This window comes from Mycobacterium sp. (genome assembly GCF_032161845.1).
GTDB lineage: Bacteria > Actinomycetota > Actinomycetes > Mycobacteriales > Mycobacteriaceae > Mycobacterium.
In genome coordinates, this window is record NZ_JAVRQA010000188.1 from 1 (window position 1) to 11,737 (window position 11,737).

Sequence of the window (11,737 nt, forward strand, 5' to 3'; positions counted from 1 at the left end):
GTGGTCGTAGTCGTGCTCAGCCAGTAGTTCGGTGAGCGCGTGCGCGACGGCGGCACCGCCGTCGACGGCCAGCGCGCCGCCCTCGCAGAAGTCCTTCTGAACGTCGACGACGATGAGAGCACGCATGCTCTGCCTGATGGGGTTCTTCTCTTCGTTCATCACCCGCCAGGCTATCCGCCGAAGAGCAGATACAGCCCGGTGAACGTGTAGCCGACCATCACCAGCATCATGGCCAGCTGCCCCGTCACCTGGTGGCGCTTGGGCAACAGGTGCAGCGCCCGGTCGTGGGCGGCGATCACGCCCGCAATGTGCCCGCCGACCACGAAGCACACCTTCAGCGTCGCCAGCACCGACGGGTGCGTCGAGAGCAGGTAGTACGGCTGGACGACGTCGCAGCCCAACAGCCGCAGCACGGTCAGCTGCCCGCGCTCGACGAGGTAGGTCAGGTAGTGGGCGAAGACGTAGCCGATCACGATCGGGATCAGCGAGTGTGCCATCAGCCCTGGCAGTTCGCGGCGGCGTAGCGCGTCGACACCGCCGGTGGCACGCGCCGCCAGCCAGAAGGTGGTGGCCACCACGCCGGCGAACACCAGCAGCCCAACGCTGCGCACCAGCACCGTGACGGCCATCGAATTGCCCGACAGGTCATCGACGAAGTTGCGCCACTGCGGCATCGCCGAGAAGCTGTCGAACGCCGTCGAACCCAGCAGGACGGCGAGCACCGCGAGCGTGCCCCGACGCACCGGCATCGACGGCAGATGGTCGAACGGGTTGCCGATGGCGATGCGTCCGTCGGCGTTGCGCCGCAGCGGTGACAGGCGCGACGCCACCACGCCGTAGACCTCGAACGGGTCGGCCCGCGCAGTCCACCGGGTTCCGAACCCCAGAGCGCCCGCGAGGGTCACCGAGACGTAGATCGACAGCCAGATCTCAACGGCCGCAAGCGATCCCGGATCAGGGCTGGCCAGTTCGAGCCACACGAACGCGAAGAGGCCGATGACGGCGGGCCAGTAACCCAACCAGTTCGGGTACTCCAACGGCGGGGGCCTGCGGGACGGCGGCAGCAGGCGGTAGACCGTTCGCACGGGTGACAGCAGGCGCCACACCGGACCGATCGCCAGCGACACTGCGACCAGTCCCACCCACAGCAGCACGTAGAACACGCCGGGCAGCGCGTTGTCGTCGTCCTGCGGGCCGAACACGGCGGCGACCGCGACCCACGCCGCGAACGACAGCCCCGCCACGGCCAGCACCCAGCGCGTCACGGGCGCATCCGTCGCGGTGGTCACCCACTGCGGCAGCGGGCGGCCAGGGGTGGACGCGTCGAACCGCGGCTTCTTCCATGCCAGGACGACGACGGCGAAGGTGAACGTCAGCGCCCACGCCGCGCCGATCAGCGCGTAGGTGTACGGAATCGGCAGATCGTTGGAGCCGCCGAGGCCGTGGGCGAGGATCACTGCACCGTGATGGTGGCGATCGTCCGGTTCAGCTGGTGCAGTTCCACGTCGACCTTCCCTGGGACGGCGACGGTGAACTGAAACGATTGACCGGACTTGGGCTCGACGTCGAAGGTGTGCTCGGGGTTCGAGTGGACGTGCAGTTGGTCGGCGGCGTCGCTGTCGACGCGCACCACGATGGGATCGCCCACCTTGGCTTGCAGCTGCTCGTTGGTGGGGGTCACCTGGCCGGCCTTGATGGTGACGTCGACGATCACCCGCTCCGGCGGAGCCTGCTGATCCGACATCTGCGGTGCGCCCGTCATGGCGGGGGCGGCAGCGGAACTGCCGGCCGCGTCACCTGATCCGTTCGACCCCCCACAGGCCGCGAGGAGCAGCGCGGTGGCGGTCAGGGCGGCGCAGTTCAAAGCGATGAGGGTCTTCGGGAGCGTCAGCGTATTCACGGTGAACCATCTTCGTCGGCGGCCGCTGAATCCTCACTGTGAGCCTCGTCATCGGAGTCGTCTTCGTCGTCGCCCATGCGACGGTCCCGCCTGGCCACCCAGATGACCACGGCCACCACCAGGATCGCCGGTGCGAATGCCGGGATCGCGAGCAGTGCCGAGTGGTCGGCGAGGACCTGGACGTGCGGCGCCGCGAGGGCCGTCATGCCTGTGCGGAGGGCTCGAACTCGGCCTTGCTCTCGGTCGGCTCGTTCTTGTTGAGTCGGCCCGCACCCCAGGCCAGCCCGGCGATCATGATCAACGTGCCTGCGAGCACGGTCAGGCAACCGATCAGCCAAAGCGCCTGCGGCGTATCGGGGTTGCGCTCTCGCTGCAGGATGGTGATCTCCGAGACGAACGGCCGCGTCATCTGCGCCTCAGCGGGCACCTCTGGCGCTCCGATGCCGGGATCACCGTGCAGGTAGATGGGAACCGCGGTCAGGATCCGGCCGTCGTGGACCCGCAGCAGCGTCTTCCACTGGCCCGAGACGGGCATCGGCGCGGTCGAGCGATAGTGTCCGGGGCCGACCTTCTCGAGATGGTCGACGAAGATGCCGCGCTGGTTGGCCAGGCCGCCCTGCCAGCCCAGCACCGACACCCAGTTGGGGTCCTCGCTGATCAGGTCCGGCGGGTTGATCCGGATGTCAGCGGTCGCCATGCGCTGATCGCCGATGCTCGGCGCCTCGGTCATGGTGAACGAGGCGGTCGCGTTCTGTGGGACGTCGTAGCGCAGGCCGTTCGCGGTGGCGCCACCGATGGCGATCACGGCAAGCGTCACGATGCCGATGCCGATGGCCCGGCTCGGCAGTTTCTGATTGGTGAGCACCATGCCGGCCATTGCGCCGCACACTCCGACCAGCGCTGCCACCGGGATGGCCATGGCCAGCGCCTCGGGCCAGATGCTCGTCGGCCAGGAGTACCGGTACACGGCGTCGATCCAGAAGGATTCCAGCCATAGGCCGATGGTGGCGACGCCGATGCCGCTGACGAGGCCGAACAGCAGGGGCTTCTTGACTAGCGGGGTCAGTGCGAGCACCTCGACGACCAGCGCGGCGCCCAGGTAGAGGGCGAACCAGTTGATCGGGGCGCCCAGGATCGGTCCGACGATGAGAGCGACCAGGCCGCGTAGCGCGAGCGCCAGGATCGCCGCGATGATGGCGGCACCGCGGCCGAGCATGATCCGGGCGGCCACCAGTGCGAAGGCGCCCGCGGCCGCGATGAGCATCGGCTCGAACACCTGGCGGAACTGCATGACGCCGAAGTCGAACTCGACCTGGAATACCGACAGGCCGATGACGATTCCGCCGAATGCCAGATACTGGATGAACTTGATGCCGGGGCCGTCCTTCGGCTGGTTCTCACCGACTGCGCGGCGCCCCTCGTGCTCGAGATACAGCGCGGTCAGCGTTGAGAAGCCGGCGCCGCCGATCAGCATGAGGTGAGTGGGGCCCCACAGCGTGACGTCCTGACCGAAGATGCGATGCCAGACGTCGTCGAGCGGAAAGCCGACCAGCGCGTAGAGGCCGCAGCCGGCCATGAGGATGCCGCCGACCGGGGCGTACCAGTGCCGGGTGATCCGCACGGCGGACGGTCCGGGCTTGTCGTAGGGCAGCACGCAGGCCAGGCAGCCGGCGACGAAGAGGATGAACAGGCCGAACAGGATGAAGTAGTGCGCGGGGTTCGCCAGCGGGCCGGGGTCACGGCCCTTTCCGATGTGCAGGCTGACGTCCCAGATGAAGCCGAAGAGCGCGCTGATGATGGTCGTGATGAACAGCGCGATGGGCAGCGCAACCCAGGCCGGCCGATTGAACTTGGCGCCGGCCCACTCGCCCAGATCGTGCAGCCAGCTGATCTTGCGCATCCGGTGCAGGTAGCCGACCCAGATCAGGGCGACCCCAACGACCAGTCCACCCACGGACAGGCCGATGATCTCATTGAGAGCCGCGCCGCCGCCCTCGGTTCCCTGAGCGAGATACTGCAAGGACTGCTGTGTCATGTGGTCGTCATTCCCCTAGTGCCGACTCGAGCAACCGTCTTACCCGTCGGTAATATTGCCAGACTTCACCCAGTCGAAACCAGTGGTACCGGGTAGTTACCTGCGCTAACGGCCTTCTGTGTACCGGATCATCAGGTTTTGCAGGTCCGGGTAGGAAACCGCGCCGGGAAAGGTCAGTCCATCGCGCGTCGCGACCGCTGCGGCCACGGCTGCGGTCAGGGCGGCCCGGTACGGCAGCGAGCCCGTCGAGATCCGCCGCACGCCGAGCGCACCGAGGTCGGCAGGCGACGATCCGGAAATGGCCAGCACGTTGAGCGGGCGGTCGATGGCGCTCGCGAGGCTGCGCAGCAGGTCGGCGTCGGACACCCCTGGCACGAAGACTCCGTCGGCGCCGGCCTCGACGTAGCGCTCGGCGCGCGCGACTGTCGTCGCGACGTCGGCGCCCTCGCCGAACCAGTAGGTGTCGACGCGCGCGTTGACGAAGATCTCGGGCGAGCGGGCCTTGATCGCGCCGATCTTCGCGGCGTGTGTCGCGGGGTCGATCAGCGCTCCCGCCGTGCTGTCTTCGATGTTGATGCCGTCGGCGGGCAGCCCAGCCACGTAGGCGGCGACCTCGTCGGGGTCGGCGGAGTAGCCGTCTTCGACGTCGATGCTGACGTGGCAGTCGAGCTGGTGCAGGGCGGTGGCCAGGGTCAGGTTCGCGTCCTTCGTCGACCCGGCGCCGTCGGGTACGCCGTGACTGACCGCCACCCCGCAGCTCGTCGTCCCGATCGCGGTGAAGCCGGCGTCCAACAGCATCAGGGCCGACGGGACGTCCCATGCGTTCGGCAGGATCAGCGGCAGGTCGTCATGGTGCAGGTCGCGGAATGGCGTCATTGGTGCCTCACTTTCGGGGCGGGCGCAGCACTTTCATCGCCAATTGCAGCACGGGCTTGGGAACCCGGTCGCGCATCGACAGGGCGGTATCGGCGACCTGCGTCCGCGCCGGGGTGCCCCGACCGAACATCGCGTTGAGCGGACCACCGGTCGGTTCGAGGTCGACGTGCATCGGCGGCGCTCCGTCGGCGGCACCCAACGCATGCGAGATCACGATCCGCTGGATCTCGCTGGTGCCCTCGAAGATGGTGTACAGCTTGGCATCTCGGTACCACTTCTCGACCGGGTGGTCGGTGATGTAACCCCACCCGCCCATCGTCTGAATCGCACGTTCAGTGGTTTCGACGGCCGTTTCGCTGGCCATCAGCTTGCACATCGACCCCTCGCCGCGTTCGAACGGCACGCCGGTGGCTGCCATCCACGACGCCCGCCACGTGAGTAGCCGGGCCGCGTCGATCTTGGTGGCCAGGTCGGCCAGCGGGAACGCGATTCCCTGATTGTCGATGATCGGGCTACCGAAGGCTTCGCGACGGTTCGCGTACTCAGTGACGTATTCCAGTGCGGCCCTGGCAATTCCAAGAGCCTGCGCCGCGACCATGGGCCTGGTCTGCTCGAAGGTGCCCAACGTCGCCGATCCGGAGTGCTTGGCGCCTGCGACTACCTCGCGGGCCTTGGCCAGCTTGTGCTCCAGCTTGTCGTGGCCGCCGAGGAGGTTGGCGCCGGGAACGCGCACACCCTCGAACTTCAGCTCGGCGGTGTGCGACGCGCGGCAGCCAAGCTTGTCGAGCTTGCGCACCAACTGCAGCCCTGGGGTGCCGCCCGGCACGATGAACAGGGCCTGCCCCCGGTGGCCGAGCTCCTGGTCGACGACGGCGTTGACAACGTGGACGTTGGCGATGCCACCGTTGCCGATCCACATCTTGTGACCGTCGATGATCCAGTCGTCGCCGTCGCGCCTCGCGACGGTCCGCAGATTGCGGACGTCGCTTCCGCCCTCGGGTTCGGAGATCGCCAGCGCCGCCAGTTTCAGATCGCCCGCCGTGCCGAAGCATTCCGGCGCCCACTCGAGCATTTGTTCCGGCGTCGCCGCCTGACCGATCGCGGAGAGCGCGAGTGCGGGCATGACGATGGCGAGGCCGATGCCCGCACATCCCCAGAACAGCTCCTCCATGAACATCGGGAGCGAGAGACCCGTCGGATCGCCGATGAGGTCGCGATAGAACAGCGGACTGTAGAAACCTCGAGCAGCCGCTTCCTCCAACACCGGCCAGGGGAATTCCTGGCGCTGGTCGTACTCCCTGGCGACGGGCCGCACCACCTCCACGGCGAATTCGTGGGTCCGTCGTGCCAGGTCGTGCTGGGCGATGGTGGGGGTGAGGTCGAAGCTCACTGAGGCCCTCCCCGTCGAGCAAACATGTGTTCACCCATACCCACGATCGGCGATCGGGAATCGCCTCCCTGCGGTGGGGCAGCGTCGGCCTAGCCTGAGGTGGTGAAGCTCGCGGCTCTGCGGCAGCGCGACGGCGTGTCGTGCGGGCCTGCCGTGGCCGTGGTGGCGGGCGCTCTGCTCGATTCCGGCTACCGCGCCAACCTCGAAGACTCCACCTGGTTCGACGGCGAACAGGGTCGGGTCCATGCGGCCGCGAACCGGATCTGGCCGCGCGCCCTCGGGACCACCCCGTGGGGCATGGCCAAGACGATCAGCGGACACAGCGCCGCGCACCACGTGCGCTACGGCTGGCGGCTGCTGCGACGCCACGACGCGCTCGCCGACGTGGAGCGCGCCGTGCGTGCGCACTGGCCCGTCGCGATGCTCATCGGCAGTGACATCCCATGGGCGATTCCCCGACACTGGGTGCTGATCGTCGACTGCCGCGGCGAGACGTTGCACTGCTACGAGCCGTCGTCGGGCGAGGTGCTGCCGGTGTCCAAGGCGTCGGTGCGGGGTGCCCGGTTGAGCGGGCTCGGCTATCCGCGCGCCTTCGCGTTCGTGCTTCCGCGATACCGATTGCCCGAGGAGAAGGCGAATATATGTTCGCCAGGGTCGCCGATGAACTGTCCTAAATGTCCATAGAGCGCGTCGCTGTGGCACCGACGGTCTTGGTAGAGACCTGTTATCAGGGTGTCTACAACCGGAGCTCCCCGAGATTGGGCGCAACCGTGACGAAGTTTCGAGACTCTCAGAAGTCGCCTATTTCGAGACGGCATTCAGTTCTGCTCGGGCTTGGTCGATTTGGTCGTGGGCGTACGCAACCATGGCGGCGGGGGTCATCGTTTCGCCCTTGCGTGCGAGCGATTCGTAGGTCTGGTCGCCGAGGACATCACGTAGGTGGGCGATCGCGGTGTTGGACTCAGGGAAGGCCGTTGCAATGAAGGGGCCGAGGGCGAACCCGGTGATGGTGGCCGCCGGTTCATAGCGTCCGAGCCGGTCGAAAAAGGCGGCAAGGACCGCGAGGGCGCTGCGCACCACGGTGGTGCTGCCCGCGTCGTGGAAGTTGCGGATCCCCTGCGTGATGTGATCGAGCGCGGCCAGCGGGTCGCCGTGCTCGGCCTCGACGCGGGACACAGTGAGCGCCAGGAGTGACTCGTTCCAGCGGTTGCCGCTGTCTCGGGCGATCACCAGGCCCCGGCGCAGCGCCTCCAGCGCCCCGGCGGGATCGGCGTCGCGGAAGGCGAAGCCGTGGACCCAAAGCGTGAACGCGAGCATAAACGGGTTGTGGGTGGCTTCGGCGACCTCGATCAGGCCGGTCGCGGCGGCCCTCGCCTCCTCACCGGCCCCGGCGAACGTTAGTGCGAGGACCAGGTGTGTCCTGGTGTTTCCGTGGGTGTCGCGGCCGCGTGCCAGCCGGGCGCGGCACCACTCGACCGCTCGTTCGGGCTGGCCGACGACCGCGTACGCAACGCCCAGCAAGCCGTCGAGGCCGAACGGCACCTCTTCGTGGCGGCCGCTGCCGATCACCGTCTGGGCGGCGTCGGCGCAGCCGACCGCCGCCTCAATCCGTCCGAGCTGCCAGCACCGCGACGCCAGCACGTACAGAAACGCCAGCCGGGGATGGTCGACGATGCGGGCGGGCTCGAAAAGCTCCTCGGCCCAGGCGATCGGCTCGTAATTTTCGAGGAGATAGCCGAGGTGCGCCGCGTAGGTGGCGATGGTGGCGGCGGCGTCGAGGTCGCGCTGGTCGGCGGCCCACCGAAACGCCGTGCGCAGATTGGCCAGCTCGACGCTGAACCAGTCGTAGGCCTCCCGCTGGTGGGGGCTGTCCCACAAAGCCAGGACGTCGGCCTCGCGCCCGGCGAAGTGGCGAGCATGCGCGGTACGGGCCTGGGTTGCCGCGCCGCTGGCGGCGAGTTGCTCCTCGGCGAACGCCCGGATCGTCTCCAGCATCGAAAACCGCGTCCGCCCGGCCGACCGTTCGGTGACCAGCAGCGATTTGCGCACCAGCGTATCGAGCAGATCGAGGACCGCGTAGTCGTCGGGGTCCTCGGATCCGGCCACCGCGCAGGCGCTTTGCAGGTCGAATCCACCGGCGAACACCGAACATCGATCCAGCAGATTCTTTTCGGCATCGCATAGCAGGTCGTAGGACCACTGCACTGTGTGGCGCAGAGCCTGGTGGTGTTGGACGTCCCGCCGCGATCCGACCAGCAGCCGGAATCGCTGATCGAGACGATCACGAACTTCGTTGGCGGTCATTGACTGCATCCGCGATGCGGCCAGCTCGATGGCCAACGGAAGGCCGTCGAGGCGCTGGCAAATCTCGACCACGGCTGTTGTTTCCTCGTTCCCGGCGAACGAGAATCGCTGCGCCACACTACTGGCGCGCTCGACGAACAGGCTCACGGCTGCCGAATCGGTTCCCGCGTCCACGTCCAGCGAGGGCACCAGCCACAACTGCTCATCGGCGACCCTCAAACCTTCCCGGCTGGTGGCCATCACCTTCACCGTGGCCGAGTGCGCGAGAATGGCCTCGACCAGATCGGCTGCGGCGTCGCGCACGTGCTCGCAGTTGTCGAAGACCAGTAGCCGGATTCTGCCCTCCAGTGCAGCGGAGACCGACTCACTCACGGTCTTGCCTGCTTGCTGGGTGATGCCCAGGACCGCTGCCACCGCGTCGGGCACTGCCGCTGGATCACTGACCGTTGCCAATTCGAAAAACCAGACCCCATCGGGGAACTCATCGGCCAAGCGTGCCGCGACTTCCAACGCGAGGCGGGTCTTGCCGACCCCACCGACGCCTGTGAGGGTGACCAGCCGATGCGCCTTGACTGCCGCTGCGATCTCGTCGACCTCGGACTCGCGCCCGATCAAGCTCGTGGTCGCCGGGCGCAGGTTTCCCGGCGTCTTATCCAGTGCCCGCAGCGACGGAAACTCCACGCGAAGTCCCGCTGACCGTACTTGAAACACCCCAACCGGTATCGGTACATCCCGCAGTCGTCGCGGCCCCAGATCTTGTAGGTCAACACCGCTCAGTAGTCCGGCTGTCGAGTCGGCGACCAAGATCTGACCACCGTGCCCAGCGGCCATCACCCGCGCAGCGCGATTGAGCACCGTTCCGAAATAGTCCCCGTCCCGCACCTCGGCCTCGCCGGTCGCCAACCCCATGCGTACCGGCAACTCAAGAGCCAGCTGTGCGTCAACAGCCGCGTCGACAGCGGAGCGCGGCAACGCGAACGCGGCAATCACACCGTCCCCGGTGTGCTTGAACACGAAACCGTCGTGCGCCTCGATCGCGGTTCGAAGCACCCGGTCGTGCTCGGACAGGGCCGCCCGCATTGCTACCGCGTCGGATTCCCACCGACGGGTCGAACCCTCAATATCGGTGAACAGGAACGTCACGACCCCGGAAGGTCGGTCCCCCACGGACACCAGCCCAGAATGGCACACAAAGCCCTGTTCAACGCGATAATCGCAACTGCGGGCAGCCACCAGGTCGGGGGCCTCGACGGCGATGTCGCCGGATGATCGTTGCTCGCTACCGTTGGCGTCGCCTGCGGTACTCAGCGAGGAGTACGCATGGGAGCCCGAATCGAACATATGATCGAACGATGGGCGAGCTCCAGTCGATTGGCTATCACGGCCAGCCGGTGCAGCAGGCATTCCGCCGCGTCGATCCGCCCGTGGTCGTGCTGATCGACCTCGTCGCGGTCTTCCCACGTGAGCCCCACCGGGCGGGCGGCTACAACCCGGCCGGTCTTCAGATGCATTCGGTCGTGGAGGGCCGGCTCAGCTGCTGGGGGCTCTGTGAGCAGGGGTTTTGGTGGGGTTTGGTCACCTACGACATCGCCTACGGCGCCAGCCGCAAGTCCGTCACCCACTGGATTCCGTCGTGGACGTTGAAGCGCAAATGATGAGCGCCGCCGGACAGTCCCAATCGTTAGGGTTAAGAGATGGCCCGCAAGCTCGCTACCGCCGACACCGTCGACCTGACGACCCTGCTCAACTTCGTCCGACCGAGGCACCAGATGGTGTTGACGACTTACCGGGCCGACGGCTCGCTGCAGAGTTCGCCGGTGACAGGCGGGGTGGACGAGGCCGGCCGCATCGTCGTCGCGAGCTATCCGCAACGGGCCAAGTCGGCCAACATTCGGCGGGATCCGCGGGCCAGCGTGACGGTGCTCTCCGACGAGTTCAACGGACCGTACGTGCAGGTCGACGGTGACGCCGAGGTCATCGATCTGCCCGATGCGGTCGAGCCGCTGGTGGACTACTTTCGCGCCATCGCGGGCGAACACTCCGACTGGGACGAGTACCGGCAGGCCATGGTTGATCAAGGAAAATGCCTGATCAGGGTGACGCCGACGCGGTGGGGACCGGTGGCCACCGGCGGCTTCCCACCGACGTAGGACTCAGGCGGGGTCCAGCTCGAGCGTGACCGATCCGGCGGGGTCGGCCTTGAACGTGCCCTTGCCGGTCATTCCCTTGAGTTCGTCGGTTCCCGACACGATCCGCAGGCTCGCCGTCGCAGCGCCGTCCTTGAAGACGCCGTCGTGTAAGACCACCAGGCTGCCGTGCTTGCCGTCGACCGTGCCCTTGATCCGCTCGATCCCCACGAAGGTCGCGGTCTTGTCCGGTGCATAGGCCATCAACCACTTGGTGGTCGAGGTGGCGTCGATGCTGCCGGAGTACTTCTTCGCGACCAGGGCCTCGGTCAGTTTTGCGACGCCGACGCCCTCGTCAAACGGTTTTTCGTCCCAGCTTGCGATCTCGAATTCGGCTTCAACATGACTTGTCATGGCCCCTCGATTCCTCTGGATAGAGGTTGGGCTACCCGCTCGGCGGGGTTCGGAATCGAAGGCAGTGCATCACGGCGGCGTGCGCGCTGTGGTACCCAAGGAGTAGCCGCGTTGCGGCAGCTAGCTCGTCAAACTATAGTCTGGACACATGTCCAGAGCGCAGATTCCGACTCTGGCCGCGGTGAACTAGCCATGCGAATTGCCCTGCTGTCGTACCGAAGCAAGACGCATTGTGGTGGCCAGGGCGTCTACGTCCGCCATTTGAGTCGCGGTCTCGTAGACCTTGGCCACGACGTCGAGGTCTTCTCCGGTCAGCCCTACCCCGAGGGGCTCGACCCTCGGGTACGGCTGACCAAGGTCCCCAGCCTGGACCTCTACCGCGAGCCCGACCCGTTCCGGGTTCCGCGCCCCAACGAGATCCACGACCGCATTGACCTGCTCGAACTTTTGACGACGTGGACCGCCGGCTTCCCCGAGCCGAAGACCTTCTGCCTGCGCATCGCGCGGATCCTGGCGGATCGGCGCGACGAGTTCGACGTCGTGCACGACAACCAGAGCCTCGGTGACGGACTGCTGGCGATCGCCAAGCTCGGCCTGCCGGTGGTGGCGACGGTGCACCACCCGATCACCAGGGACCGTGTGGTTGACGTGGCAGCCGCCAAGTGGTGGCGAAAACCGTTGGTGCGCAGGTG

General features: G+C 67.0%; 11 protein-coding genes and 2 pseudogenes. 4 read left to right on the forward strand and 9 right to left on the reverse strand.

The window, feature by feature from the left end:
- The 7 genes and pseudogenes from QOD90_RS10750 to QOD90_RS10780 all read right to left on the reverse strand — a co-directional run.
- Positions 1-126 (reverse strand): annotated as a pseudogene (locus QOD90_RS10750) (nicotinamidase); the annotation flags it as partial.
- 44 nt (positions 127-170) lie between these two features.
- Positions 171-1,457, reverse strand: coding sequence for a hypothetical protein (locus QOD90_RS10755; protein WP_526349431.1), 1,287 nt, complete (start codon positions 1,455-1,457; stop codon positions 171-173).
- The gene (locus QOD90_RS10760) at positions 1,454-1,891 is read right to left on the reverse strand and encodes a hypothetical protein (protein WP_526349451.1); all 438 of its coding nucleotides are present in this window, start codon (positions 1,889-1,891) and stop codon (positions 1,454-1,456) included. The genes QOD90_RS10755 and QOD90_RS10760 overlap by 4 nt, the downstream gene beginning before the upstream one ends.
- Before the next feature lie 5 nt (positions 1,892-1,896).
- Positions 1,897-2,106 (reverse strand): hypothetical protein, encoded by a 210-nt coding sequence (locus QOD90_RS10765; RefSeq protein WP_526349433.1) that lies wholly within the window; start codon positions 2,104-2,106, stop codon positions 1,897-1,899.
- Positions 2,103-3,935: a hypothetical protein gene (locus QOD90_RS10770; RefSeq protein ID WP_526349435.1), complete on the reverse strand. Its 1,833-nt coding sequence runs from the start codon at positions 3,933-3,935 to the stop codon at positions 2,103-2,105. The genes QOD90_RS10765 and QOD90_RS10770 overlap by 4 nt, the downstream gene beginning before the upstream one ends.
- Positions 3,936-4,040: 105 nt before the next feature.
- Positions 4,041-4,811 carry an isocitrate lyase/PEP mutase family protein gene (locus tag QOD90_RS10775; protein WP_526349437.1) on the reverse strand — a complete coding sequence of 257 codons (771 nt, stop codon included), beginning with the start codon at positions 4,809-4,811 and terminating at the stop codon, positions 4,041-4,043.
- Positions 4,812-4,818: 7 nt separating this feature from the next.
- Positions 4,819-6,201 (reverse strand): acyl-CoA dehydrogenase family protein, encoded by a 1,383-nt coding sequence (locus QOD90_RS10780; protein ID WP_526349439.1) that lies wholly within the window; start codon positions 6,199-6,201, stop codon positions 4,819-4,821.
- Positions 6,202-6,303: 102 nt separating this feature from the next.
- Between QOD90_RS10780 and QOD90_RS10785 the strand changes: the two genes are divergently transcribed.
- A complete protein-coding gene (locus QOD90_RS10785; protein ID WP_526349441.1) occupies positions 6,304-6,885 on the forward strand; it encodes a hypothetical protein in 582 nt (193 codons plus the stop codon).
- Positions 6,886-7,002: 117 nt separating this feature from the next.
- Here QOD90_RS10785 and QOD90_RS10790 read toward each other — a convergent pair whose 3' ends face one another.
- Positions 7,003-9,678, reverse strand: coding sequence for an ATP-binding protein (locus QOD90_RS10790; RefSeq protein ID WP_526349443.1), 2,676 nt, complete (start codon positions 9,676-9,678; stop codon positions 7,003-7,005).
- A gap of 179 nt (positions 9,679-9,857) precedes the next feature.
- On the opposite strand from QOD90_RS10790, the gene QOD90_RS10795 reads away from it, so the two are divergent.
- Positions 9,858-10,160: a hypothetical protein gene (locus QOD90_RS10795; protein WP_526349445.1), complete on the forward strand. Its 303-nt coding sequence runs from the start codon at positions 9,858-9,860 to the stop codon at positions 10,158-10,160.
- Between the two features lie 39 nt (positions 10,161-10,199).
- Positions 10,200-10,655 (forward strand): PPOX class F420-dependent oxidoreductase, encoded by a 456-nt coding sequence (locus QOD90_RS10800; RefSeq protein WP_526349447.1) that lies wholly within the window; start codon positions 10,200-10,202, stop codon positions 10,653-10,655.
- A gap of 3 nt (positions 10,656-10,658) precedes the next feature.
- Here the strand turns inward: QOD90_RS10800 and QOD90_RS10805 are convergent, their stop codons facing one another.
- On the reverse strand, positions 10,659-11,045 hold the full coding sequence (locus QOD90_RS10805) for a DUF3224 domain-containing protein (RefSeq protein ID WP_526349449.1): 387 nt from the start codon (positions 11,043-11,045) through the stop codon (positions 10,659-10,661).
- Positions 11,046-11,237: 192 nt separating this feature from the next.
- Between QOD90_RS10805 and manT the strand changes: the two are divergent.
- Positions 11,238-11,737, forward strand: a pseudogene (gene manT, locus QOD90_RS10810) (MMP alpha-(1->4)-mannosyltransferase); the annotation flags it as partial.

Excerpts from the sequence above, each read along its gene's own strand:
- QOD90_RS10770 (WP_526349435.1), bottom strand. The coding sequence starts at position 3,935 with ATGACACAGCAGTCCTTGCAGTATCTCGCTCAGGGAACCGAGGGCGGC.
- QOD90_RS10775 (WP_526349437.1), bottom strand. The coding sequence starts at position 4,811 with ATGACGCCATTCCGCGACCTGCACCATGACGACCTGCCGCTGATCCTG.
- QOD90_RS10800 (WP_526349447.1), top strand. The coding sequence starts at position 10,200 with ATGGCCCGCAAGCTCGCTACCGCCGACACCGTCGACCTGACGACCCTG.
- QOD90_RS10765 (WP_526349433.1), bottom strand. The coding sequence starts at position 2,106 with ATGACGGCCCTCGCGGCGCCGCACGTCCAGGTCCTCGCCGACCACTCG.
- QOD90_RS10805 (WP_526349449.1), bottom strand. The coding sequence starts at position 11,045 with ATGACAAGTCATGTTGAAGCCGAATTCGAGATCGCAAGCTGGGACGAA.
- QOD90_RS10795 (WP_526349445.1), top strand. The coding sequence starts at position 9,858 with ATGGGCGAGCTCCAGTCGATTGGCTATCACGGCCAGCCGGTGCAGCAG.